At 69.0% G+C, this 24,412-nt stretch carries 21 protein-coding genes; 1 reads left to right on the forward strand and 20 read right to left on the reverse strand.

The window, feature by feature from the left end; genetic code table 11:
• Positions 1–8 precede the first annotated feature (8 nt).
• Positions 9–1,298 (forward strand): NAD(P)/FAD-dependent oxidoreductase, encoded by a 1,290-nt coding sequence (locus BM228_RS27955; RefSeq protein ID WP_092045795.1) that lies wholly within the window; start codon positions 9–11, stop codon positions 1,296–1,298.
• Between the two features lie 655 nt (positions 1,299–1,953).
• Here BM228_RS27955 and BM228_RS27960 read toward each other — a convergent pair.
• The 20 genes from BM228_RS27960 to BM228_RS28055 form a co-directional block, all read right to left on the reverse strand.
• A complete protein-coding gene (locus BM228_RS27960; RefSeq protein WP_092045797.1) occupies positions 1,954–2,886 on the reverse strand; it encodes a 2-hydroxyacid dehydrogenase in 933 nt (310 codons plus the stop codon).
• A 4-nt stretch (positions 2,887–2,890) separates the two neighbouring features.
• A complete protein-coding gene (locus BM228_RS27965; RefSeq protein WP_092045799.1) occupies positions 2,891–3,745 on the reverse strand; it encodes a GntR family transcriptional regulator in 855 nt (284 codons plus the stop codon).
• Between the two features lie 34 nt (positions 3,746–3,779).
• Positions 3,780–5,072, reverse strand: a complete 1,293-nt coding sequence (locus BM228_RS27970) for an aspartate aminotransferase family protein (protein ID WP_092045801.1) — start codon at positions 5,070–5,072, stop codon at positions 3,780–3,782.
• Positions 5,073–5,081: 9 nt separating this feature from the next.
• Positions 5,082–6,149, reverse strand: a complete 1,068-nt coding sequence (locus tag BM228_RS27975; RefSeq protein ID WP_092045803.1) for a phosphotransferase — start codon at positions 6,147–6,149, stop codon at positions 5,082–5,084.
• A 44-nt stretch (positions 6,150–6,193) separates the two neighbouring features.
• Positions 6,194–7,633: an amidase gene (locus tag BM228_RS27980; RefSeq protein ID WP_208612112.1), complete on the reverse strand. Its 1,440-nt coding sequence runs from the start codon at positions 7,631–7,633 to the stop codon at positions 6,194–6,196.
• Positions 7,634–7,638: 5 nt separating this feature from the next.
• Positions 7,639–8,988, reverse strand: a complete 1,350-nt coding sequence (locus BM228_RS27985; protein ID WP_092045805.1) for an aspartate aminotransferase family protein — start codon at positions 8,986–8,988, stop codon at positions 7,639–7,641.
• Positions 8,988–10,700: an ABC transporter ATP-binding protein gene (locus BM228_RS27990; RefSeq protein ID WP_092045806.1), complete on the reverse strand. Its 1,713-nt coding sequence runs from the start codon at positions 10,698–10,700 to the stop codon at positions 8,988–8,990. The genes BM228_RS27985 and BM228_RS27990 overlap by 1 nt, the downstream gene beginning before the upstream one ends.
• 11 nt (positions 10,701–10,711) lie before the next feature.
• Entirely contained in the window at positions 10,712–11,551 is an 840-nt protein-coding gene (locus BM228_RS27995) for an ABC transporter permease (protein ID WP_092045808.1), read from the reverse strand.
• Positions 11,548–12,519 carry an ABC transporter permease gene (locus BM228_RS28000; protein ID WP_092045810.1) on the reverse strand — a complete coding sequence of 324 codons (972 nt, stop codon included), beginning with the start codon at positions 12,517–12,519 and terminating at the stop codon, positions 11,548–11,550. The genes BM228_RS27995 and BM228_RS28000 overlap by 4 nt, the downstream gene beginning before the upstream one ends.
• Positions 12,520–12,634: 115 nt before the next feature.
• Entirely contained in the window at positions 12,635–14,188 is a 1,554-nt protein-coding gene (locus BM228_RS28005; protein ID WP_092045812.1) for an ABC transporter substrate-binding protein, read from the reverse strand.
• A 543-nt stretch (positions 14,189–14,731) separates the two neighbouring features.
• Entirely contained in the window at positions 14,732–15,748 is a 1,017-nt protein-coding gene (locus BM228_RS28010; RefSeq protein ID WP_092045814.1) for a 5-oxoprolinase subunit C family protein, read from the reverse strand.
• Positions 15,745–16,467, reverse strand: coding sequence for a 5-oxoprolinase subunit B family protein (locus tag BM228_RS28015; protein WP_092045816.1), 723 nt, complete (start codon positions 16,465–16,467; stop codon positions 15,745–15,747). Before BM228_RS28015 ends, BM228_RS28010 begins: the two co-directional genes overlap by 4 nt.
• Positions 16,464–17,225 (reverse strand): 5-oxoprolinase subunit PxpA, encoded by a 762-nt coding sequence (locus BM228_RS28020; RefSeq protein WP_092045818.1) that lies wholly within the window; start codon positions 17,223–17,225, stop codon positions 16,464–16,466. Before BM228_RS28020 ends, BM228_RS28015 begins: the two co-directional genes overlap by 4 nt.
• Before the next feature lie 51 nt (positions 17,226–17,276).
• Positions 17,277–17,984: an ABC transporter ATP-binding protein gene (locus tag BM228_RS28025; protein WP_425285008.1), complete on the reverse strand. Its 708-nt coding sequence runs from the start codon at positions 17,982–17,984 to the stop codon at positions 17,277–17,279.
• Entirely contained in the window at positions 17,974–18,717 is a 744-nt protein-coding gene (locus tag BM228_RS28030; RefSeq protein ID WP_244537345.1) for an ABC transporter ATP-binding protein, read from the reverse strand. Before BM228_RS28030 ends, BM228_RS28025 begins: the two co-directional genes overlap by 11 nt.
• Before the next feature lie 4 nt (positions 18,718–18,721).
• Positions 18,722–19,762: a branched-chain amino acid ABC transporter permease gene (locus BM228_RS28035; RefSeq protein ID WP_092045819.1), complete on the reverse strand. Its 1,041-nt coding sequence runs from the start codon at positions 19,760–19,762 to the stop codon at positions 18,722–18,724.
• Between the two features lies 1 nt (position 19,763).
• Positions 19,764–20,642, reverse strand: a complete 879-nt coding sequence (locus BM228_RS28040) for a branched-chain amino acid ABC transporter permease (RefSeq protein WP_092045836.1) — start codon at positions 20,640–20,642, stop codon at positions 19,764–19,766.
• Between the two features lie 117 nt (positions 20,643–20,759).
• Positions 20,760–22,004, reverse strand: a complete 1,245-nt coding sequence (locus tag BM228_RS28045) for an ABC transporter substrate-binding protein (RefSeq protein ID WP_092045821.1) — start codon at positions 22,002–22,004, stop codon at positions 20,760–20,762.
• A 40-nt stretch (positions 22,005–22,044) separates the two neighbouring features.
• Positions 22,045–22,854 carry a putative hydro-lyase gene (locus BM228_RS28050; RefSeq protein ID WP_244537346.1) on the reverse strand — a complete coding sequence of 270 codons (810 nt, stop codon included), beginning with the start codon at positions 22,852–22,854 and terminating at the stop codon, positions 22,045–22,047.
• Positions 22,855–22,961: 107 nt separating this feature from the next.
• Positions 22,962–23,858: a LysR family transcriptional regulator gene (locus BM228_RS28055; RefSeq protein WP_092045825.1), complete on the reverse strand. Its 897-nt coding sequence runs from the start codon at positions 23,856–23,858 to the stop codon at positions 22,962–22,964.
• Between the last annotated feature and the right edge of the window lie 554 nt (positions 23,859–24,412).

The raw sequence follows: 24,412 nt of genomic DNA on the forward strand, positions 1-24,412 counted from the left end.
GAGAGGCCGTGGCCGAACCCTTCCCGCTCGCCCCGTCGCTCTGGGCGACCACCGCGGCCCCCGCGCCGGAGACGCCGCCGCTGGTCGAATCCGGGCGGGCCGATGTGGTGATCGTCGGCGGCGGCTTCTGCGGCCTGTCCACCGCCCTGCATCTCGCCGAGCGGGGCATCCGACCGGTCGTTCTGGAAGCGCACGAGATCGGCTTCGGCGGCTCCGGGCGGAACGGCGGCCAGGTCATCCCGGGATTGAAGCACGATCCCGCCGACCTCATCGCCCGGTTCGGGCGCGAGCGCGGTGAACGGCTCGCCCGCTTCGCCGGCGGCACCACCGATACGGTCTTCGATCTCATCGCCCGGCACGGGATGGATGTGCCGCACCGGCGCGAAGGTTGGATCCAGGGCGCCCACACCGAGGCCGGACTGGACGACCTCGCGCGGCGGGCCCGCCAGTGGGCGGACCTCGGCGCTCCGGCCCGCGTCCTCGACAAGGACGAGACCGATCGGCTGCTCGGCACGGACCGGTATCTCGGCGGCTGGCTCGACGGCCGCGGCGGCGCGATCCAGCCGCTGAGCTACGCCCGGGGCCTCGCCCGGGCCGCCCTCAAGGCCGGGGCCGCGATCCACGGCAGATCGCCCGTGACCGCCCTCGATCGGACGGGATCGGGCTGGACCGTCACCACGGCGCAGGGCACCCGCCTCGCCACCGAGCGCGTCGTCCTCTGCACCAACGGCTACACCGGCGGGCTCTGGCCCGGCCTCGCCCAGACGGTGATCGCGGCCAACTCCTTCCAGGTCGCCACGGTGCCACTCTCCGACAACCTGCGCCGCTCGATCCTGCCGGAGGGACACGTCTCTTCGGACACGCGCAAGCTGCTGCTCTACTTTCGGCTCGACCATACCGGTCGGCTGCTGATGGGCGGCCGTGGCCCGTTCCGGGAGCCGCGAAGCCCGCAGGACTGGGCGCATCTCGAACGGATCGTCGGCAAGCTCTTCCCACAGCTGGACGGCATCGCCTTCGACCACCGCTGGTGCGGCCGCGTGGCGATCACCCGGGATTATCTGCCCCATCTTCACGAGCCGGCACCCGGGCTGCTCATCGACATCGGCTGTCAAGGACGCGGCGTCGGTCTTCAGTCCGCGATGGGCCGGGCGATCGCCACGTACATCGCGACCAGCGATGCCGACAGCCTGCCCCTGCCGCTCACCCAGTTGAGACCCCTGCCGCTTCACCCCCTACACCGCCTGTACGTTTCTGCGATCATCGCTTGGTACCGCCTGAGCGATGGCGGTATTCGTTGACAGGGCGAAGGATCTTGGAAGCAGCTGCCGGGCGGGGATGCCGCGACATCCGCTCTCGGGATTCTGCTGGGTTCGGCTGTGAGGCGGCAAAGGACGCCAAGCCGAACGTCCGGTTTTGCCGCCGATGGTAGTTCGGCGAGACGTAGTCTGGCCGAAAGCAGCATGTCCGCTTCTGGGATGAGCCGCCATAAAAGCAGACGCCCGCACAGCGGTCAGACTCAGGTTTTCAGATTATTTGTAACTATTCGATTGCGCGGACGCTCGAGATAAGCTAAACTAAAACAAAATATTGCAAAATATTTTGCCAATCAGTGCAACATCCACCACATAACGTAAATCCATAACTCGGCGCTGATCAATCTCCATGGGGCCTGGTCCGGCGCGTCGGCTCAGGTCGTCCATGCTCTTTAGGAGTGATTCGAGGCCTATCGTGCGGACGGCTTCAACACGAGGCCGCCGACCATGCCGGCCGACCTCGACGACGCCATGTCCCTGGTGATTCCTGAACAGCGCCGGGCAGACCTGTTCCCGGGGGAGTCTGAAAAGACCACATTCCGGGAGAAGCTCGGCCTATCGCACCCTGCCAACCGGGCCTCCGCGCCGCACGATGCGAACGTTCATGGACCATATTGCTCCCGAAGATGTCTGATGGCGCTCAAAATCCGCGGCTGCGGTCAACCCGGTTGAGAAACGGCTGCCCGTCTCGACAGGCTCGAACCGCCGCAATCATCTGATGCGCGGCGGCGTCCGGCTGGTTGGCGCTGGCGCTGTGGGGGGTCACGATGATCTTCGGATGTCCGAGGAGCGGATGATCCGTGGGCGGCGGTTCCTCTGTCAGCACGTCGAGAATGGCCGCCCCGAGCTGTCCCGTGTCCAACGCCGCGATCAGGTCGCTCTCGACGATATGGGCGCCCCGACCGGCATTCAGGAGAGCCGCCCCGAGTGGGAGATGCCGGAACAGGTCTCTGTCGAGCAGTCCGCGCGTTTCCGGCGTCAGGGGCAGCAAGCACACGAGGATGTCGCAGCAGGACAGGAAATCGGGAAGCGCCGCACGGCCGGCGAAGCACGTAACGCCGTCCACCGTTTTGGGGCTTCTCGCCCAGCCGCGAACCTTGAAGCCGAAGCCGGCCAGCGCTGCAGCCGCCGCGCTCCCGAGCACGCCCAGCCCGAGGACGCCGACATGGGTGGTCCGGGCCGTGCGGATCGCACGCGGATTCCAGATGCCCCGACGAGTCTCGTTTGCGTAGAGGACGAGGTCCCGGTGCAGAGCCAGCACACCGAGCGTGACATACTCGACCATCGAGCGCGTCACGTTGGGGGCGACCATGCGGACGATGTCCACGTGCTCCGGCAGGGCATCGAGCGGCAGGAGATCGATCCCGGCTCCAACGGAGAAGACGAGGCGCAGGTCCGGCATCTGCGCGGCCAAGTCCGCGGGCGGGTGCCAACTGGCGAAGGCGCTCACGCCGGGAAACGGCGTTCCGTGCTCCCAGTCGATCAGGCGCAGCTCCGGGGCCTCTCGGGAGAACACGTGGTGCCAGATGCGGGCGTGCTCCGGAATGGTCTTGAGAATGACGGGGATCGCCATCGCCCTACCGGGCTCCCGGCGCAGTTCGGCGTTCCGCGACTCTGCGTCGGGCGCCCCGCTTCGGTGATCCTTCGGCGCCATGGGGCAGCGTGGGATTCCCGGCCTGCTCGGACTGCCTCAGCAGCGCGAAGGCCGGCGATGCGGGGTCGAACGCGACGAAATCGGGCTCGCGGGCGAGCAGGATCCGCAACGAGTTCAGCGTCCCGCCCAGATGCGTGCGCAGGAGCGAGACCGCGGTCTGCGCGTCCCGCCGGCAGAGCGCCTCGAAGATCGCCCTATGCTCGTCGAGCACCTCCACATGATAGTTCTGCAGTGGGAAGGCGTTGCGCCGCACGCGGTCGAGCTGGCCGGTGGCGAGATGGATCGTGTCCCAGACGCGGGGAAAACCGGCGCAGGCGCACAGGAGCCGGTGAAAGTCGTTGTCGAGGGCGAAGGACTCGGCGTTGTCGCCGCGCCGCGCCGCCTCGGCCTCGCGGAAGAGGACGAGTTCGAAGGCGGACCGGCGGGCGGGTTCGAAGCGCTCGGCCGCCAGGGCCACCATCCGCAGCTCCAGGCTCTCGCGCACGAGCTGTCCCTCGATCACCTCGTCCAGGATGATCTTGTTGACGAAGGTGGCGTCGCTCGGGACCACAGTCACCAGCCGCTGTTGCGCGAGCCTCAGGATCGCGTCCCGCAGGGGCGTGCGCGACACGCCGAGCTCGTCGCAGAGATCCTTCTCCACGAGACGCGCGCCGGGCTTCAGCTGCATGGCGATGATGGCCTCGCGCAGGGTCGCGTAGACGCGCGCCGCCTTCGGCAGATCGGCGCGCAGGGCCGGTCCCGCGGTCGGACTCGGGTCCAAGACTTCCGCCGGATGCATGGGTCGTCTCCTGCCAGATCTCGCGTTCTTCTTGTCAGGCCGCATCGCACAGGGTTTTACCCAGGATCTCAAGGAAGAGCGCGGCGTGCTCGGCGGAGAACGTCAGCGGCGGGCGGATTTTCAGCACGTTGTCGTGGGGCCCGGACGCGCTGATCAGCACGCCCTCGTCGCGCAGGGCGTTGACGACCCGCTTCGCCAGCGCCGCGTCGGGGGCGCGGCTCTCGCGGCAGGCGACGAGGTCGAGGCCGAGGAACAGGCCCGCCCCCCGCACGTCGCCGATGGCCGGGATCCGCGCCATCAGCGCCCGCATCCCCTCCAGCATCAGGCCGCCGGTGGCGGCGGCATTCGCCACGAGATCCTGATCCGCCAGGATGTCGAGCACCGCACCGGCCGCCGCGATCGAGACGGTGTTGGCGCCGAAGGTGTTGAAGTAGCGCACGTCCCGGCCGAACCGTTCCGCCACCTCAGGTTGCATCGCGACCCCGGCGATGGGCTGGCCGTTGCCCATCGGCTTGCCCATCACGGTCATGTCGGGGACGATGCCGTGGCGGGCGAAGCCCCACATACCGGCGCCCGTCCGGCCGAAGCCCGGCTGCACCTCGTCGGCGATGTAGAGCGCGCCGGCCTCCCGCACCGCCTCCCGGGCCGGCCGGAGGAAGCCCGCGGGCTCGGCCAGGGTCCCGTCCGTTGAGAAGATGCCGTCGGCGATGAATGCCGCGGGCCGCACGCCGTGGCGACGCATGTCGGCGAAGGCCGCCCGGACGTCCTCGGCCAACCGCGCGCCGACATCGACGCCGGGATTGCGGTAGGCGTCTGGAGCCGGCACCGTCCAGACATCGCGGCCGAGGGGCACGGCCGGGCCGAGCGACGGAGAGATTCCCGCCGTGGCCTCGGTGGTCCCGTGATAGGCGTTCCGCGTGATCACCAGACCGGTGCCCCCGGTCTGGTAGCGCGCGATCCGCAGGGCGAGGTCCACCGCCTCGGACCCCGTGCAGGTGTACATGACGTGGCCGAAAGCGGCCGGATAGGTGGATAGCAGCCGCTCGGAATAGTCGAGAACCGCCTCGTGTAGGTAGCGGGTGTGGGTGTTGAGGGTGGCCATCTGGCGCGTCACCGCCTCCACCACCCGCGGGTGGCAATGGCCGACGCAGGGCACGTTGTTGTAGGCGTCGAGGTAGCGGCGCCCGTCGGCGTCGTACAGCCAGACATCCTCGCCGCGCACGATGTGGACCGGCCGCTCGTAGAAGAGCCGGTACGAAGCGCCGAGGAGGCTGCGGCGCCGGGCGATCATGGCCTCGGCGGACGCGGGGGCGGAAGGGGCGGTCATGGCGTGGCCTCAAGAACAACAGGCTTCGGCAATTGCCGCATCGATCGCCTCCGGCGCCATGGCGTCCAGGTGCCGGAACTGCCCCCAGACGGCAGCGCTGTTGCGGGTGAGGTAGTCCCGGCGCTCGGGGAAGCGGCGAGCGCGCCATTCCGGAATCAAGAGGCGCAGCGCCATCCGCGTCCGGATCGCCGTCGGCAGCAGCGCGACCTCGGCCTCCGACAGCACCGTGACCGAGGCGTAGCCCCGCAAAAAGGCGAGCGCCGGGCCGAGGGGATCGGCGTCGAGGCCGAGCTGGTAGGCCGCCGCGATCGCCACGTCGAAGAGCCGGGCCGTGCGGACCATGTCGCCGAAATCAATCACCCCGGTGATCCGGTCGGCATCGTCGGGATCGACGAGGATGTTGTCCCCGCCGAGGTCGTTGTGGACCACCTGATGCGGCAGCTCCGGTAGGGCAGGCACGATCCGCGCCTCGAACGCGTCGAGGACGCGAGCGAGGCGGTCGCGCTGTTCACCCCCGGGGAAGACGTCGAGCACGGCGCGGAGCCGTCCGGCATGTCGGAGGTCCCACGAGGAGTGGTGATCCGCCGCCGGGCTCGTGAAGCCTTCTAACGCTCTCTGGAGGCGCGCCAACAAGGCCCCGGCCGCTCGGCGCTGCCCATCGGTTCGGGGACCGGCGGCCTGCGAGCGCCCCGGTGTGAAGGTGGTGAGCCGCACGGTGCGGCAATCATCCGGCGCGACGGTGATGCGCCGGTCGGGCTCGCCCGCGCGAGTCGGCACGATGCGCGGCAGCGGCAGGTCCGGCGCGGCCTGCGCGACATGGATCAGGGCGTTGCTGTGCAGGCGGGACACCGCCGGATCCTCGCCTGGGCTCAGGACCTTCAAAAAGTAGGCGGTTCCCGCCTCCGGAGCGAGGCGGAAGTTCGAATCCTTCTCCCCGGCGAGCCACGTCGCCGTGCCGATGATGCCGTAATGCTCGACGGCGATGCGTTCGGCGGTGCGGGCATCGACCGGCTCGGCCACGACCGACAAGCCGGCGCCGATGCCGGTTTCGGGGGCGTCGATCGTAGGATGAAACATCGGAGATCCAGAAAACTGTTTCGAAACCGGCGCGCTCTGCGCGCTCAGGCGGACCGGACCACGGGGGCGTCCGGGAAAGCCTCCGGATAGGCGACTTGGTACGCCGCGGCGGCCCGCAGGACGAAGTCGTCTCGGAACCGGGCGGCGACCATCTGCAGCCCGATCGGCAGGCCGCCCGAATCGAAGCCGCAGGGCACCGAGATCGCGGCCTGGCCGGTCATGTTGAACGGGTAGGTGAAGGGGCTCCAGTCGGTCCAGTCGGTCATGCCCTGGCCCGTGGGGTAGTCGACGCCGGCCGGGATCGCCGTCACCGGCATGGTCGGGGAGAGGAGCAGGTCGTAGCGTGCGTGGAAGCGCGCCATCGTGACCTTGAGCTCGGCCCGGACCTGCTCCGCCGCCAGGAGGTCCGCCGCGCTGTACCGGCGCCCGATCTCGGCGACGGCGACGAATCCGGGATCCATGCGCGCGCGATCCATCTCGGTGCGCGCGAAGCGATCCACGAGGACCGACATGGCGGAGAACCAGATCACCCGCAGGGCCTCCAGGGGCGATGCGAAGCCCGGATCGGTCTCCTCGACGACGGCGCCCATCGCGGCGAGGCGGGCGGCGGCCCGGTCCACAGCGGCAGCGACCTCGGGATCGACGCGGGCGTAGCCGAAGTTCCGGCTGTAACCGATGCGCAGGCCCGCGACGCCGCCGCGGGTGGCCTCCGTCCAGTCCGGGACGGGGCTCGGGCAGTCGCCGTACAGCCCGTCCGGGGACGGGCCCGTGACGGCGTTCAGGAACAGGGCGGAATCCGCCACCGTCCGGGTGAGCGGGCCGCGATGGGCCATGTCCCGCAGCGGCGTCGGCGCGTCGGTGGCCAGCCAGCCGAAGGTCGGCTTGATCCCGACGACGCCGCAGAACGCGGACGGGATGCGGATCGACCCCGCCCCGTCGGATCCCTCGTGCAGGACGCCCATGTTTAGGGCGGCGGCGACGCCGGCCCCGCCCGAGGAGCCCCCCGAGGCCCGGTCGGTGCGCCAGGGATTGACGGTGTTGCCGAAGGCCGGGCCGTGGGTCACACCCTTCCAGCCGAATTCCGGCGACGTGGTCGTGCCGAGGATGACCGCCCCGGCGGCGCGCAGGCGCCGCATCACCAGGATCTCGTCGGTGGCCGGGGCATCGGCCGTGAGCTTCGAGCCCCGCCGCCACGGGATACCCTTGACGGCGGTCAACTCCTTGATCGTCGTCGGCACCCCGTCGATCGGGCCGAGGGCCTCGCCCCTGGCCCAGCGCGCCTCCGAGGCCCTCGCGGCCTCGAGCGCCGGTTCGGGCGCGACATACGCGAAGGCGTTCACCTGCGGGTTGAACCGCTCAATGCGCGCCAACGCCGCCTGCGCGGCCTCCACCGGCGAGACTCGGCCGGACGCGAACAGCGCCCCAAGCTCCACCGCGTCCATCTCGCCGAGATCGGTGCGGCCAGTCGTGCGGATCTGGTCCATCGGGATCACGCGGCGATCGTGTCGAGGGCACGGCCGACGGCGTCGAACATCGCGCCGATCTGCTCCGCGGTGATGATCAGCGGCGGGCAGAAACACAGGGAATCGCCGATGGCGCGGGCGATCACCCCCTGTTCGAGGGCGGCGGCCTGGATCGCGGCTCCGGCCGCGCCGGGCTTCGCCCCGGGTGCCGTCCAGGGCTTCAGCTCAAGGGCCCCGATCAGTCCGACGCCGCGCCACGTCTTCGCCAGGCGGTGCTCGGCGAGCCCCGCCAGCCGCTCGAGGAAGAGCGGGCTCAGGCGCCGGCAATTCCCCACGAGGTCGCGCTCCTCGATGATCTGGATGTTTTCCAGACCGACGGCGGTGGCGACGGGATGGCCCGAGGCCGTGTAGCCGTGGCCGAGCACGCCGAGCCGGGCGGATTCGTCGGCGATCGGCTCGTAGAAGTTCGCGTTCATCAGGATCGCCGAGAGGGGCATGTACGAGGAGGAGATTTGCTTCGAGAGCACCATCACGTCCGGCTCGATGCCGAAGGTCTCACAGCCGAACATCGCCCCCGTGCGCCCGAAGCCGCAGATCACCTCGTCGGCCACCAGCAGCACGTCGTAGCGCCGCAGCACCGCCTGGATCTCCGCCCAGTAGTTCTCCGGCGGGACGTAGACCCCGCCAGAGGCCATCACGGGCTCACCGAAGAAGGCCGCCACGGTGTCCGGCCCTTCGGCCAGGATCAGCGCTTCGAGCTCGTCCGCCATGCGCCGGGAAAACGCGGCCTCGCTCTCGCCCGGCAGGGCCGACCCGACATAGTCGGGGCAGGAGACGTGCCGCATCCGGTCGAGCGGCAGGTCGAAGCTCTCGTGGTTGCGCGGAAGGCCGGTGATCGAGCCCGCCGCGATGGTGACGCCGTGATAGCCCTTCAGGCGTCCGATGATCTTCTTCTTCTCCGGCTTACCGAGGGCGTTCGAGCGGTACCACGCCAGCTTGACCACGAGGTCGTTGGCCTCGGACCCGGAGGAGGTGAAATGCACCTTCGACATCGGCACCGGCGCCATCCCGATGAGCTTCTCGGCGAGGTCGACCGAGGGACCGTGCGTCTTGTGCGCGAAGATGTGGTAGTACGAAAGCTGGTCCATCTGCCGCTTGGCGGCGTCCGACAGCCGCCGCTCGCCGAAACCGACGGCGACGGACCAGAGACCTGCCAGCCCCTCGATGTAGCGCCGGCCGGCATTGTCGAAGACGTAGATTCCCTCGCCCCGCTCGATCACGAGCGCGCCGGTCTTGTCGTAGTTGCGCAGGTCGACCAGCGGATGAAGCTGGTAGGCAATGTCGCGCGCCTCGATGGAATTAAGCATGAAAGTCATCAAACCGGTGTCCTGATCGGCTCGGGAAGGGTAGCGGAGGCAACGGCCTCCAGCGGGGTCGTGCGGGCTCTGCGGCCAGGGATCGCCGCCACGAGGCTGCGCGTGTAGGGCTCGCGGGGGTTCGAGAAGATCTCGGCGCCCGGCCCGATCTCCACGACCAAGCCCTTCTCCATCACCATCACGCGGTCGCAGATCTTCGCGGCCACGCGCAGGTCGTGGGTGATGAACAGGAGCGAGAGGTGAAGCTCGCGCTTCAGCTCGTCGAGGAGGTCGAGGATCTGGGCCTGTATCGAGACGTCGAGGGCCGAGACCGCCTCGTCCGCAACGATGATCTCGGGCTTGAGGGCCAGGGCCCGGGCGATGCCGATCCGCTGGCGCTGCCCCCCGGAGAACTCGTGGGGGTAGCGGTCCGCCGCCGAGGCTTCGAGGCCGACCCGTTCGAGGAGCGCGGATGCGGCCTTTAGGGCCGTCCCGACGTCCTCGCCGTAGGCGATCGGGCCGTCGGCGATGGCCCGCCCGACGCGCACCCGCGGGTTCAGCGAGCCGTAGGGATCCTGGAAGACCATCTGGATACGCCGCCGCGCCTGCCGCAGGGCCTCGCCCGACAGGCCGGCCATGTCGATGCCGCCGAGACGCACCCGTCCCTCGTCCGGGTCCTGGAGCCGCACAAGGCATCGCCCCACCGAGGATTTGCCCGATCCGCTCTCGCCAACGATGCCCAGGGTCTCGCCGCGGCCGAGGGTGAACGAGACGTCGCGCACCGCCGCGACCGTCCGGGGCGCCCGGAACAGGCCGCCTCCGAGGGTGTAGGTCTTGGTCAGGCCTTCGACGTCGAGGACGGAGCCTCGGGACGCCGCCTGCGTCGCCTGCTCGACACCGGCCTCCATGTCGGGGATCGCGGCGATCAGCTTGGCGGTATAGGGGTGTCGGGGCCGCTCGAGGATGTCGGCGGCGACGCCTTGCTCGACGATTCGGCCGTGCTGCATCACCGCCACCCGGTCGGCGATCTCGGCGACCACACCGAAATCGTGGGTGATAAACATCACCGCCATGCCGCGCCGGGCCTGGAGATCGCGGATCAGGCGCAGGATCTGCGCTTGCGTGGTGACGTCGAGGGCGGTGGTCGGCTCGTCGGCGATCAGCACCTGCGGTTCGAGGGCGAGCGCCATGGCGATCATCACGCGCTGCCGCTGGCCGCCCGAGAGCTGGAACGGGTACGAGGCGGCGGCGCGGGCGGGATCGGGCAGGCCGACCTCGGCCAGCAGTTCGAGGGCCCGGCTCCGGCGCGTCCGGGGCGTCAACAGGCGGTGCGCGGCGAAGACCTCGGCGATCTGAGCCTCGATCCGCATCAACGGGTTGAGGGCCGTCATCGGCTCTTGGAAGATCATCGCGATGCGCCGCCCGCGCACCGCGTAGAGGTCTGCCTCGTCGAGGGTGAGCAGGTCGGTCCCGCCGAGGAGGATCCGCCCGCCGACCGTCCGCACCGTCTCAGGCAGGAGACCCATCGCGGCGTTGGCCGACATCGATTTGCCCGAGCCGCTCTCGCCGACGATGCAGAGGATCTCCCCGGCCCTCAGCGTGAAGCTGACCCGGTCGACGGCGTAGGGACGGTCCGCGCCGGGCGGCAGGGCGATGGCAAGCTTCTCGACGACGAGGACCGGCTCGCCGGGGGCGTGGCTCCGGGGGGCTTGGCTCCTGGGGGTGTCGGTCATGGCTGCGCCCCTCATCGCGTCTTGCGCGACAGGCGCGGGTTGAGGGCGTCGTTCAGCCCCTCGCCGACGAGGTTCAGGGCGAGCACCGTCAGGAGGATCGCGACGCCGGGAAAGAGGCTCACCCACCACGCCTGCCGGATCACCGTGCGCCCGGCGCCGATGACGTAGCCCCACGACATGATGTTGGGGTCGCCGAGCCCCATGAAGGACAGGGCGCTCTCGAGCAGGATGGCTGCGGCCACCATCATGGTCCCGAGGACGATGACCGGCGAGAGCGTGTTGGGCAGGATCTGCCGCAGGATGATCGGGCCGGTGCGCTGGCCCGACAGCACCGCGGCCTGCACGAATTCCCGCCCGCGCAGCGCCATGACCTCGCCCCGCAGGAGCCGGGCCACCGGCGGCCAACTCACGATCGCGATCGCCGCGACGATGGACACGAGGCTCGGCCTGAAGATCGCAACCAACACCACTGCGAGAGCGAAGTTCGGCACGCTCTGGAAGAACTCGGTGAAGCGCATCAGCAGGTCGTCGACCCGGCCGCCGAAGTAGCCGGCGACGGCCCCGATTGGGATGCCGATCAGCAGCGCCGCCAGGGTCGAGACGAAGCCGACCAGCAGGGACACCCCGGCTCCGTGGGCGACCGCGGAGGCGATGTCCCGGCCCATCGTGTCGGTGCCCAGCGGGAAGCCGCCGTTGGTGAAGGGCGGCAGGAACGGGCGCTGCACCATCGCCCAGGGGGAGCGCGGGTAGAGTGCCGGCGCCGCGATCGCCAGGACCAGCACCAGGACGAGGATGACGATCCCCGCCACCGCGCCGCGGTTGCGGGCGTATCGGACCCAGAACGCCGTCATGCCGCAGCTCCGATACGGGGATCCACCAGCCGGTAGAGGATGTCGGTGATGAGGTTGAAGGCTAGCACCATGGCGGCGGAGACGACGAAGATGCCGAGGAGGAGGTTGTAGTCCCGCTGCTCCAGGGCTTCGAACATAAGCCGGCCGATGCCCGGCCACGCGAACACGGTCTCGATCAACACGGCGCCGCCGACGAGTTGCCCCGCCTGGAGACCCGCCAGCGTCACGACCGGGAGGATGGCGTTGCGCAGGATGTGGCGAACCAGCACGACGCGGGGGCGCAGACCCTTGGCGCGGGCGGTCCGCACGAAGTCGAGGCGGCTCACCTCCAGCACCGAGGCCCGGGTCATGCGGGCGTAGACCGCCATGAAGAACAGGCCGAGCGTCAGGGCCGGCAGCACGAGGTGGTGGAGGATGTCGGCCGCCCGTTCGAGGCCGCCGTAGCCGGATCCGACGCTCTCGTAGCCGAAGCCGGGAAACCAGCCGAGCTGCACCGAGAACAGCAGCACCGCCATCAGCGCCAGCCAGAACAGCGGCGTGGCGTAGAAGAGGAGGGCGAGGGTCGAGATGACGGAGTCGGAGACCTTGCCCTGGCGGGAGGCCGCCAGCGCCCCGGCTGCCACCCCGAGGACGAGGGAGATCAGGAAGGCCGAGCCCGACAGGAGCAGGGTGGCGGGCAGCCTGTCGGTGATCAGGTCGATCACCGGCATGCCTTGACGGTAGGAATAGCCGAAGTCGAGCCGTAGGACGTTCGACAGGTAGGTCAGGAGCTGGATCGGGAGCGGCTTGTCGAGGCCGAAGCGCTCGCGCAGCTGCTGCAGGAAGGCAGCGTCGGCATCGCCGGCCTCGCCCGCCATCACGGAGGCCGGATCTCCCGGTGCCGCGTGGATCAGTACGAAGTTGAGGATGATGATCCCGACGAGGATGAGCGCCATCTTTCCCAGGCGCGAGACGATGAAGCGGGGCATGACGGGAGCGGTCCTCCGCGCGGGAGCCCGGCCGGGGCGGCCGCTGGCTCGGTGTCGGACGGGGCCTCGCGATCGAGGCCGGGGCCATGAGGGGCGGCGTGTCGGTCCAGCGCCGTCAGCGCTTGATCCACGTGTCCCGCAGCGAGTCGTTGAGACCGTTGGCGGTCGTGATCAGGTTCTGGAAATTGCACCGGTAGATCACCGGGAAACGCAGATCGAGCAGCCACGCCACGGGCACGTCCGCCTGAACCGCCTTCTGCACCTCGTCGTAGAGATCCTGGCGCTTCTCGGCCGGAGTCGCCAACGCCGCCTTGGCGAACAGCGCGTCGACGGTCGGGTTGGTGTAGCCCTCAACGTTGTTCCAGGGATTGCCCTTGGAGATCTGCGAACTGATGTAATTCCGCTCGACGCCGAGGGCCGGGTCGCCGTTCTGGAACAGGAAGGTGAAGGCCATGTCGTAGTCCCACTGGGACACGCGCTGGTTCCAGCCCGCCACGTCGGTGGCCTGGATCTCGACGGGAATGCCGACGTCGCCGAGATTCTGCTTCACGGCCTCCGCCCAGCGCTGCCACGTCTCGCCGTAGGGGAGCGGCAGCAGCCTCAGCGGCTTGCCGTCGTAGTGCATCTCGGCGAGCAGCGCCTTGGCCTTCTTCGGATCGTGCGGATATTGCGGCTGGACGGCCTTGTAGAATGGTGTCGTCCCGGCGATCGGACCGGTGGCGACCTTGCCGATCCCGTTCCACAGGACGTCGAGGGCGAACTGCCGGTCCATGGCGTACATGACCGCCTGGCGAAACCGCACGTCGTTCATCGGCGGCTTGCGGTTGTTGAGCCAGAGAAACGACAGGGGCGAGTCGAACTCCTGACCTTTCTGCGAGACGCAGGTATTATTCTGCGCCGTCAGTCGCGGCACGTCGAAGTTCTCGACCGACCCGCCCGGCAGCACGTCGACCTTGCCGGTCTCGTAGGCGACTGCCCGGGAGGCGCCATCCGGGATGACGTGATAGTAGATATCCTGAAGATAAGGCTTGCCCGCGAGGTAGTAAGTCTCGTTCTTCACGAGGTGGATCGCGCTACCCTTCCGCCAGCTCTCGAACTTGAACGGCCCGGTACCGATCGGCCTGTCGTTCGCTGGGTTGGAGGCGTAGTCGGTGCCCTCATAGATATGTTTAGGAACCATCGGCATCACCCAGAAGGCGAAGCTGCGGATGAAGGGCTCGAAGGGCTCCTTGAGGGTAAAGACCACTGTGTGATCGTCCGGCGCGCCGACATCGGCCACGCGCGTCATCGTGTTCCGATGGCGCGGCTGCGTCTTCATGAGGAAGTCGTTGACCGAGAACAGAACGTCGGCGGCGGTGAACGGCTTGCCGTCGTGCCACGTCACCCCCTGATTGAGGTGGAAGGTATAGCGCAGCCCATCCGGGGAAATCTCCCAGCTCTTTGCGAGGGATGGCAAGGGCTTCAGCTTGTCGTCGTAGCGCAGCAGGCCTTCGTAGATCTGCCCGGCCACCAGCTGCGTCGGCGCGTTGGTCACGAGGCCGAGCATCAGGCTGTGCGGCACCGGCTGGACGATCAGATTGGCGCGACCGCCTGGGATGGGCTGCGCCTGCGCGACGGCTGGTCCGGCGAGGACCGATATCGTGAGCAAGCTTCGAAGAATGTTCGACATGGAAGCTCCATCCACTGAGATCACATGCGCGGGCACATCGAATTCGCTAGACCTTGATGTGATCTGATCTTGCCGGGATCAAGATCGACCCTTCGCCATCCGAAGGCCGGCGGGCTTACCCGAAGGGGTGGACGGGACCGTCCCGTCTACGGAAGCACTTCGCGGTATATCGGTATATCACTGCCGTTTCAGCAGCTTGTCAAATCGCGGCGGCGGGAAAAGGCGTCATGCGGCGCCTCTTTGTGTGGCAGGGTCGCTCATATGTTGGGCCGACGAGCCAATGGGGCGACGTGCGCTTTACTCAATTCAGCCCGCGCCGAGAGCCGGCAACACTTCTGTGACCCGGCTCCGCTCTTGAGGCCGGGCTGAATCCTCCCCGATCGCGTCCGGAATCACGATCACGGGACAATCACATCGGGTCCGTGAGCGGCTTGGCGTGGGGCATCCGAGGCCGGCCCTCCGGCAGCAGGATCTCGTTTCGGAACGGGTCAGCGGCGCGGAGGCGTCACCGGACCGGAGGCGCCCCTATCGGTGCGTGTGTTCTCAAGGCCGCCCGTCCGTGACGCCGTCGACGAGGTTGAGGCCGAGCAGGAAATCGGAGGCGAAATCCGTCCGCACCACCGGCTCCCACGGGACCGGGCCGCGCAGGACGTCCGCCTCGGCGCGCCGGGCCGCAACCGCATCGGCGATCGACACCGCCCGGAAGGCGATCCGCGCACCACCGCGAACCTGAGCCAGCCGCCCGAAATCGGGCCCGATCACTGTAGCAATCTTCGGATAGCCCCCGGTCGACTGCCGGTCCGCCATCAGAACGATGGGCAGGCCGTTGCCCGGCACTTGGATCGCGCCCATCGCTACCCCGTCGGAGACGATGTCGTGCCCCCTAGCGTGCGTGAGCGGCGTCCCGTCCAGGAAGCAGGCCATGCGGTCGCCGCGGGGCGAGACGGTCCAGGGACCGGCGAGGAAGGCGGCGACTTGGTCGGGTGCGAAATAATCGTCTTGGGGGCCGAGCATGACGCGGATCGTATCTGGAGCGCGGTCGAGCCGTGGGGCGACCAGCCTATGGGGCGCGCGCTCACCAGGACGGCCATCCACCACCGGAATCCGGTCGCCCGCGGCCAGCCCACGCCCGTCGAGACCGCCGACGCCGGAGCGCGTGTGGGTCGCCAAGGAGCCGAGCACCGGGGCGAGATCGAGCCGGCCGTGGACGGCGAGATAGCCCCAAGAGCCGGTGTCTCCGGCGCGCACGACCAAGCTCCGGCCCGGCTCCAACGTGAGAGCGACGGCCGATGGCAACGGCTCGCCGTCGAGGGCGATGCGGAAGCCCGTCGAGGCGAGCGCGAGCCCGAGGGCTCCGCCCTCGACCGCGAGCGTGACCCCGCCAGTCGAGATCTCGATCGCCGCCGCATCGAGGGGATTGCCGGCCGCCCGGTTGGCGATGGCGTGCATCAGCGGGTCCATCGGCCCGGCGGCAGTGAAGCCGTAGCGCAGATAGCCGTGCCGGCCACCATCCTGCACGCTGATGCCGGGACCGGCGGTCTCGATGACGAGGGCTCTCATGCGGCGCGTCCCTGTCGAGCCACGGGCTCGCCCGACGCCTCGCGGGCGGCCAGCGCGTCGAAGGTCGCCGCGTCCACCGGCTCGAACCGGATCGCGTCCCCGGCCGCCACGAAGAAGCTCTTGGCGCGCTCTGGGGCGTAGAGCCGGGACGGCGTGGCGCCGACCACGTACCAGCCGGTGGGCATCGGCACGGTGGCGACCGCGGCGAGGCCACCACCGACCACAACGGCGTTGCGCGGGTGCGGCGGGCGCGGGCTCGCGCGCCTCGGCACAGCGAGATCCTCGGGAAGGCCGCCGAGATAGGCGAAGCCCGGAGCGAAGCCGTACATGTAGACCCGGTAGGTCGCCCCGGCATGCAGCGCGACCACCGCTTCGGGCGACAGCCCGGCACGCCCGGCGAGTTCGACGACATCCTCCCCGTGCGGGGCGTCGTAACAGCAGGGCAGAGTCCACAGGGTGGCCGCACCCGTGCGTTCCGCGGCGTTCTCGGTCAGCCTTAGCACGTGGTCGACGAGTCGCGCCCGGTCGAGAACGAGCGGGTCGTAGTGCAGCATCAGGGATCGGTAAGTCGGCACCCGCTCCCGCAGGCCCTGCGGCGGGTCGGCGGCGAGCGCCTCGTCGAGCGCCAGCACCCGGTCGCTGAGCGCCGGGTCAACCGTGGTGCCGAACTCCACGACAAGGGCCGCCTCGCCCGCGTCAAGGAGGCGGGGGACGCTCATGGCAGGAACGGGGCGAGCGTCACGCCGCCGCCCTCCAGGATGACGCGGACGGCACGGGCGGTGGCCACCGCGTGGGCGGTGTCGCCGTGGACGCAGATCGAGCGGATCGGCGTCGGCAATTCCCGGCCCGATGCCGTCAGGATGATGCCCCCCTGGACCATGCGCAGCACCCGCTTGGCGGCCGCGTCCGGGTTCGTGACGAAGGCCCCGGGCTGGCTGCGCGGGATCAGCAACCCGTCCTCGGTGTAGCCGCGGTCGGCGAAGATTTCTTGGTGGACCTCGAGGCCTGCCGCATCCCCTGCCGCCACCTGCGCGCTCAGCGCGATGGCGAGCAGGGCGAGATTCGGATCGACGGCCCTAACCGCGCGGGCGACCGCGTCGGCCACCGAACGCTCCTCAGCCGCGATGTTGCCGAGCGCCCCGTGCGTCTTGACATAGGTGATGCGGTGACCCGCATAGGCGGCGAGCGCCTGGGCAGCGCCGACTTGATAGGCCACCAGCCGCTCGATCTCGTCCGGGCTGAACGGGATGCGGCGCCGGCCGAAGCCCCACAGGTCGGGGAAGCCCGGATGCGCGCCCACCGCGACACCCTTCTCCTTCGCCAGGGCGAAGGTGCGGGCCATGATCTCGGGATCGCCCGCGTGCAGGCCGCAGGCGACGTTGGCCGAGGTGACCAGGTCGAGGATCGCCGCGTCGTCGCCGCAGGCATAGGCGCCGTAGCCTTCGCCGAGGTCGGAGTTGAGGTCCACGCGGGTCATCGCCCGTTCTCCCGTCTCGCCATGTGCCGGCGGCGCCGGCACGGGATGGTCTCAGATTCCGAGGTAGGCCCGCCGCACCTCCGGATCGTCGCGCACCTGCGCCGCCGGCCCGGAGAGGATGACGCGCCCCGTCTGGAGGACGTAGGCGCGGTCGGCGATGGCGAGACTCTCCGCGAGCCGCTGCTCGACGAGCAGGACGGTCACCCCGGCGTCGCGGATCGCCACGACGGCGGCGAAGATTTCGTCGACAAGCTTGGGCATGATGCCCTGCGAGGGCTCGTCGAGCATCAGCAGGCGCGGGCGGGTCATCAGGGCGCGACCGATGGCCAGCATCTGCTGCTCGCCGCCCGAGAGGGTCGCGGCCCGCTGCGGCAGCCGTTCCTTCAGCCGGGGAAAAAGCGCGAAGACCCGTTCCAGCGGCGCCTCGCGGTCGGCCCTGCTCCGATGCAGGTAGCTGCCGAGCCGCAGATTGTCGGCCACCGAGAGGCGCGGGAATAGCCGCTTGTTCTCGGGCACGTAGGCGACGCCGCGGGCGGTGATGAGGTGGCCGGGGAGCCCGTCGAGGCGGCCGCCATCGAAGCGTACGGTCCCGTCGCGCGGCCGCTCAAGCCCCGCGATCGACTTGAGCAGCGTCGACTTGCCCGCGCCATTGGCGCCGGCCACGACGACGATCTCGCCCTCGGACACGTCCAGCGACACGCCCTGGATCGCGAGCAGGCCCTGGTAGGCGGTGGAGAGCCCGTCGACCTCAAGCAGCACGGTGACGCTCCCCGAGATAGGCCGTGATGACGCCGTCGTCCCGCACCACCTCGGCCGGCAGGCCCTGGGCCAGAACGCTGCCGAGGTGGAGCACCACGGCCCGGTCGACGAGCGGCATCACCACCTCCATCACGTGCTCGACCATGATCACGGTCACGCCCGTGGCCGCCACGCGCCGGATCAGCGCGACGCCGGCCTTGGCCTCGGAGGGAGTGAGGCCGGTGAGCACCTCGTCGAGGAGGAGCAGGCGCGGGCCGGTGGCGAGCGCGCGGGCCACCTCCAGGCGGCGCTTCTCGGGCGGCGTCAACTCGCCGGCCACCGCCTCGGCACGGTGGGTCAGTTCGACGCGTTCCAGGGTGTCCAGGGCGGCGCGGCGGGCGGACGCGGCGGTGCGGTGGCGGGCGAGCGCGCCGACCGTGACGTTCTCCAGGACGTTCATCGAGTCGAAGGAGCGTGGCACTTGGAAGGTGCGTGCGATGCCCCGGCGGCAGCGCTCGGCGGGCGGCAATCTGGTGATGTCGGCCCCCTCGAACAGGATGCGCCCTTTGCTCGGGCGGTAGACACCCGAGATCAGGTTGAACAGGGTCGACTTGCCGGCCCCGTTCGGGCCGATCAGCCCCAGGATCTCGCCTCCGCGCACGTCGAGGGTCACGTCGCGGTTGGCGACGAGGCCGCCAAAGGCCAGCGTCACGTCGTCGACGCGCAGGATCGGGTCGCTCGGGTCCGCGCTCACGGGTTCACACCTCCTCGTTGCGCGCGGCGCGCGTACGCTTGAACAGGCTGAGCACGCCCTCGGGGCGGGCGATCGCCACGACCATCACGAGGCCACCGTAAAAGATCAGATCGATGCCATTGCCGGTGCCGCCGAGATAGGAGCGGCTGATCTCGGTGATCGGGATGAGGATCGCCGCACCCACGAGCGCGCCCCACAGGGTCCCGACGCCGCCGAGCACGGCGGGCAGCGCGAAAAGCAGGGAGAAGCGGAAGCTCATCACGCTCTCGGGATCGATATACGAGACGTAGGACGCGTAGAGCCCACCGCCGACAGCCGTGAAGAAGGCGGAGATCGCCGCCGCAGCCATCTTGGACCGGAACACCTCGACGCCGAGGCTCTGGGCGGCAGCCGGGTCATCCTTGACCGCGCGCCAGCCATAGCCCCACCGCGATTCGGCGACGACGAAGGTGACGAGCCAGGTCGCGACGAACAGGCCGAGGGCCAGATGGGCGTACGGGATCTTGTCCCGGGCGAACTGGAGGGTCGCCCAGCTGTCCGGATTGAACGGCCACTGCACGCCCATCGCCCCGCCCACGAAATCCCAGTTCTGCACGAGCAGCAGCCCGGCTTCGGCGATGACGATGGTTGCTATCGAGAAGTAATGACCGCCGAGACGGAAGCAGGGCCACCCGATGGCGAGGGCCACCGAAGCCGCGAGCACCGCGCCGAGCCCGAGGCCCAACCACGGCGACACGCCGTAATTCACGAACAGGATGCTGGTGGCGTAGGCGCCGATGCCGAAGTAGAGCGCGTGACCGAGAGAGATCTGTCCGCAATAGCCGCCCAGGATATTCCAGCTCTGCGACAGGGCCGCGTAGAGCAGGGTCAGGACCAGGACGTTCTGCAGGTAGACGTCCCGGATCGCGTAGGGCAGCGCGGCGAGGCCGGCGAAGACCAGCGCGCCGACGTAGAGGCTGCGGCGGCGCTTGACCGCGAAGCGCCGGTCAGCCTCGTCCAGGCTTGGGGAGATCGCCGGAGCTGCGATCAGCGACGTGCCGGTCATGTCAGAGCCTCCCGAACAGGCCCTGGGGCCGCACAAGAACCACGAGGAGGTAGAGGGCGTAGACGCCCACCGATTTCAGGGAGGGCGGCAGGACCAGCGTCGTCGCCGCTTCGACCAACCCGACGATCAGGCCCGCGGCCAGCGCGCCGAAGACGCTGCCGAAGCCGCCGAGCGCCACCGTGACGTAGGCGATCAGCGCGAAGGCGCCTCCGACGCCGGGATGGATGTAGTAGAACACGGTCAGCACGGCGCCCGCGAGGCCGACGAGCGCCGCACCGAGCCCCCAGCCGAGGGCGAAGATCCGGTTGCGGTCGATGCCGACTAGAGCGACGGCGCCCTGATCCTCGCGCGTCGCTTCCAGGGCCCGGCCGAAATCGGTCTGCGTCATCAGGAGGAACAGGCCGCCGAAAGCCGCCAGCGAGACGAGAGCTCCGAACACCTGCGGCCAGGGCAGGTAGACGCCACCGAGGTCGAGGGTTTTCCCGCCGAGCCAGGACACCTGGAGGCTGCGGTAATCCGGGGTGAACAGGTACTGCGCGACGCCCTGGAGCAGGATCGCCAGGCCGAAGGTCGCGAAGATCTGCACCATGCCCTGGTTGGCCTTGGCCCGCATCGCGAAGCGGACCACGCCGAGGTAGACTGTGCCGCCGAAGACGAACATCAGCGCGGCGACGAGCGGCATCAGCACGATCGGATCGAGCCCGGACACGACAACGAGCCCGAAGGTCGCGTACACTGCCAGCATCAGGAATTCGCCGTGAGCGAAGTTCACCACATCCATCAAGCCGAAGATCAGCGACAGGCCGACCGCGACGAGGCCGTAGATCAGCCCGGTAAGTAACCCGCTCGCCAGCACCTGCACGAGGGCTTGCATCGTCATCGGCATGATCCCGCGCAGGTCCGAGGAAGGGTTGATCGAGGGCTGATCGAGGTCACGCGCGGGCCCTCGCTCCGCGCGCGGGCAGCGGCAAGCATTCGCCGAGCGCGACCCGTCCAATCAGGCGTTCATGGGCCAGATCGCAGGGGCAACGGCGGCGGATTCGGGGAACACCGTCACGAACTTGGTGCCGACGTACTGGATCAGGACCGGCGTCGCGTCGGGGTTCTGGCCGCCCGCGTCGAAAACTACCTTTTTCCAGGGCATGATCGTGCGCGTGCCGGGAATGTCGGTCGCGGCGAGCGCCGCGCGCAGCTTGGCGCCGTCGGTCGAACCGGCCCGGTTGAGAGCATCCGCGAGCAGGAGCATCGCCGTGAACTGGCGCGAGGTGTTGTCGTTCAGGTCTCGATCGGCGCGCTTCTCGAACATCTCGTTGACGATGCCGACCGAGGGACGCTTAGCGGCGAGATCAAGGGAGAAGCTCGCGCGCGAGATCAAGCCCTGGAGCTTGTCGCCGACCGCGTCGTAGACGGATTTCTCGGAGAATCCCGCCGCCTGGGCGATGATGGCCTTCGGCTTGTAGCCGAGTTCGCCCATCGTCTTGGTGAGCAGGATGGCGTCGTTGGTGTAGCAGGTCGGCAGCAACACGTCGGCACCCGCGGATTTGAGCGCCTGCACTTCGGCGGTCAGCGAGGGCGAGTTGCTCTTGTACTTCACGTCCGCGGCGATCTTGTAGCCGCGCTCGTTCGCGAGCTTGCGCTGCACATTGGATGAGTCGATGCCGTAGATTGTGTCCTCGTAGAACAGGGAGATCGAGTCGATCGCCTTGCCCTGCTTGCGCAGGCCGTCCATGAAATCGAACATTGCCGCCGAGAACATCTCGTCGTTGGCGGCCGGCCGGAAGAAGTACTTCAGGTTCCGTCGGCTCAGGCTCGGCGAGGAAGAATCGGCGCAGACGAAGGGCACGCCGTAGCGCTCGCACACCGCGCTCACGGTGGCCGAGACGCTGGACTGATAGGCGCCGACGATCGCGACGACCTTGTCCTGGGTGATCAGGCGCTCCGCCTCGGCGCGGCCCTTCTGCGGGTCGCCCTGGTGGTCGGCGATGACGAGGCGGATCTTGGCGCCGCCGAGCCCTTCGAGGCCGGCGCCCTTGGCGGCGGGCAGGTCGAGGTCGTGGCTCTCGTTGATGACGTCGAGCGCCGTCTCGAAGGCGCGGCGGGCATCGACGCCGTTCTGGGCGCTGGCGCCGGACAGGGCGTACAGCACGCCGACAACCACCTCGTCGGCGGCCGTCGCGCGCTGGGACTTGAGGCCCGCGAGCGCCAGGGCGCCAGCGGCCAGAACTTCGCGACGACGCAGCATGGGGCGTTCTCCATCAGGTACGGGAACCGCAATGCGGGATTCACGCCATCGCGAATTCGGCATTGAGCCGATCGGTGATGAGCATGCAGCCCGGCGCGTGGGTGATGGCGAAGTCCGGGCGGGCCGACGCGATCACCGATTGGGGGGTGACGCCGCAGGCCCAGAAGACCGGGATCTCGTCGGCGCCCACCCGCACCGGGTCGCCGTAATCGGGGGCGCCAAGGTCGCGGATGCCGATCAGGTCCGGCCGGGCGAGATGGACGGGCGCACCGTGGACCCGGGGATAGCGGGCGGTGATCTCTACCGCGCGGATCGCCTGCGCCGGGGTGAGCGGACGCATCGAGACCACCATCTGCCCGGCGAACGGCCCGGCCGGGACGCAAGGGATGCTCGTCCGGTACATCGGTACGCGCACGCCCATCTCGACGTGGCGCAGGGGCAGTCCGCCCTCGACCAGGGCCGCCTCGAACGAGAACGAGCAGCCGATGACGAAGGCTACGAGGTCGTCGCGCCAGAGATCGGCGACCTCCGTCCGCTCCCCGACCACCGCGCCATTGCGCCAGATGCGGTAGCCGGGCACGTCGGTGGCGAGGTCGAGGTCGAGACCGAGGTCCGGGATCGCGCGGCTGCCGGGGCGCGACTCGCCGATCACCGGGCAGGATTTCGGGTTGCGCTCGGCGAACAGGCGGAAGTCATCGGCCAGTCGCTCGGGGAAGACCGCGAGATTTCCCTGGACGTAGCCGTCCGCGACGCCCGCCGTGCTGCCGGGGATCGTCCCATCGCGGCAGGCGAGCCGGCCCTCAAGGCCGGTCCAACTCGCTCGAACCGTCGGATCGCTCGCGGACATCATCGCCGTTGACGCCATCACCGACCTCTTCTGCCTTCGTATGCGGCAAGCCTATCTGACGGGCACGTGACGTCGAATTATCTTTTATCATCGGTATCCATAAGTCCGGCTTATGGACAGTTGCACCAGTCGGCGGCGATGCTGCGCGCGATCTCGGCGGCGGCCGCGGCGAGACGGTTATCCGGCACGTTCTCGTAGGTTGCGGTGAAATCGATATCCGGAAGACGGACAGTCGTGTCGACGACGCGCAGACGCCCGTCCGCCAACTCGGCGCGCACGGTCTCGGCCGGGATCACTCCGACGCCGATGCCCTCTACTGCCATCCGTACGATCGTCGAGAGTGACGCGCTGCTGTAGAGCCGCGGCGGCGGTAGATTCGAGCGAGCTAGGAGCTCGCGCAGCTGAGCATAGGGATTGGTGTTGCGCGGATAGGTGATCACGGGATGCCGGACCAGTTCGGCCAAGCCGATCTCGCCGTCTCCGAAATCGAGGCTCGGCGCGGCGATCCAGGCGATCGAGAACCGGCAGAGCGGGAGATTGATGAGTTCCGGCGCCGTGATAGGTCCGACGAGGAAGGCGAGGTCGAGTTCGTGGCGTGCCAGCGCGTCGCGCATGTTCGGCGAGACATCGACCGAGAGGTCCACGGCCACGCCGGGATAGGTCCGGCTCATCGCCTCGATGAACTGCATGAGCCATGTGTGGACCAGGGTCTCCGATGCGCCGAGCCGCAGCACACCGGTCGTCGCCGCGGGATTGGCGACGGCGCCCATCATCTCGGTGCGCAGGCGCAGGAAGCGCTCGGCATAGCTCAGGAGTTCACGGCCCTTGGGCGTGAGGACGACGGCACGGGCGCCGCGCTCGAACAGCGGCAGGCCGAACTCTCGTTCCAACGCGGCGATACGCTGCGAGACCCCGGGCTGCGTCATGTTCAATCGCTCGGCCGCACGGCTGAAGCTGCCGAGGGTGGCGGCCCAGTAATAGACGTCGAGGCTTTTGAAGTCCGGCATGGCGCTCCGGATGCAGGGCGTGGGCCGTTCAGGATAGGCACCAAACGCTCGGGTACGATGACATACCCGTGTCGTCGGCCTGTCTATGGAGTCGCTCCCGCGACGACGGGCCCAATCATTGCGACCGACGTGACCGATCTGCCGCCGGACCAATCAATCGGCCGCAAAGTCCTCTCGATACTGCCACCCGTACGGTGGGGAGCCGCGTCGGCAAGGCCTCACTTGCGATCCAGACATTCGGGACGGAAGCAGCAGCGGTCTGCCTTTCACTAACTCACCCAGCTGGCGCCGCTACAGCTGCCGGCACGTGCTCTTCGAATCAACGTTGGCCACCATTTCAGACCGTAACGTCGGAGACACGGGCAAACTTAGAGCCTGTTTGAGCCATTGCTCTCAAGCCAGATTGTTGAGTGCGCGGGCAGCCATAAGGCTGGCGAGGCGGGCGAGACGGCTCGTGGCGACATCCAGGCGGCCGGCGCGCTCGCGCAGCAGGCCGCCCCAGCGGCCGAGCCAGCCGAAGGTGCGCTCGACCACCCGGCGCCGCTCCAGCACGA

This window comes from Methylobacterium pseudosasicola (genome assembly GCF_900114535.1).
GTDB classification, from domain to species: Bacteria; Pseudomonadota; Alphaproteobacteria; order Rhizobiales; family Beijerinckiaceae; genus Methylobacterium; species Methylobacterium pseudosasicola.

Bases quoted from the DNA above. Each gene is read 5' to 3' on its own strand.
- BM228_RS28000 (WP_092045810.1), bottom strand. From the start codon at position 12,519: ATGCCCCGCTTCATCGTCTCGCGCCTGGGAAAGATGGCGCTCATCCTC.
- BM228_RS27975 (WP_092045803.1), bottom strand. From the start codon at position 6,149: ATGTTTCATCCTACGATCGACGCCCCCGAAACCGGCATCGGCGCCGGC.
- BM228_RS28055 (WP_092045825.1), bottom strand. From the start codon at position 23,858: ATGCCGGACTTCAAAAGCCTCGACGTCTATTACTGGGCCGCCACCCTC.
- BM228_RS28005 (WP_092045812.1), bottom strand. From the start codon at position 14,188: ATGTCGAACATTCTTCGAAGCTTGCTCACGATATCGGTCCTCGCCGGA.
- BM228_RS27995 (WP_092045808.1), bottom strand. From the start codon at position 11,551: ATGACGGCGTTCTGGGTCCGATACGCCCGCAACCGCGGCGCGGTGGCG.
- BM228_RS27985 (WP_092045805.1), bottom strand. From the start codon at position 8,988: ATGACTTTCATGCTTAATTCCATCGAGGCGCGCGACATTGCCTACCAG.
- BM228_RS27960 (WP_092045797.1), bottom strand. From the start codon at position 2,886: ATGGCGATCCCCGTCATTCTCAAGACCATTCCGGAGCACGCCCGCATC.
- BM228_RS28015 (WP_092045816.1), bottom strand. From the start codon at position 16,467: ATGAGCGTCCCCCGCCTCCTTGACGCGGGCGAGGCGGCCCTTGTCGTG.
- BM228_RS28050 (WP_244537346.1), bottom strand. From the start codon at position 22,854: ATGATGTCCGCGAGCGATCCGACGGTTCGAGCGAGTTGGACCGGCCTT.
- BM228_RS27965 (WP_092045799.1), bottom strand. From the start codon at position 3,745: ATGCATCCGGCGGAAGTCTTGGACCCGAGTCCGACCGCGGGACCGGCC.
- BM228_RS28010 (WP_092045814.1), bottom strand. From the start codon at position 15,748: ATGAGAGCCCTCGTCATCGAGACCGCCGGTCCCGGCATCAGCGTGCAG.
- BM228_RS27980 (WP_208612112.1), bottom strand. From the start codon at position 7,633: ATGGACCAGATCCGCACGACTGGCCGCACCGATCTCGGCGAGATGGAC.
- BM228_RS28040 (WP_092045836.1), bottom strand. From the start codon at position 20,642: ATGACGATGCAAGCCCTCGTGCAGGTGCTGGCGAGCGGGTTACTTACC.
- BM228_RS27990 (WP_092045806.1), bottom strand. From the start codon at position 10,700: ATGACCGACACCCCCAGGAGCCAAGCCCCCCGGAGCCACGCCCCCGGC.
- BM228_RS28045 (WP_092045821.1), bottom strand. From the start codon at position 22,004: ATGCTGCGTCGTCGCGAAGTTCTGGCCGCTGGCGCCCTGGCGCTCGCG.
- BM228_RS27970 (WP_092045801.1), bottom strand. From the start codon at position 5,072: ATGACCGCCCCTTCCGCCCCCGCGTCCGCCGAGGCCATGATCGCCCGG.
- BM228_RS28035 (WP_092045819.1), bottom strand. From the start codon at position 19,762: ATGACCGGCACGTCGCTGATCGCAGCTCCGGCGATCTCCCCAAGCCTG.
- BM228_RS28020 (WP_092045818.1), bottom strand. From the start codon at position 17,225: ATGACCCGCGTGGACCTCAACTCCGACCTCGGCGAAGGCTACGGCGCC.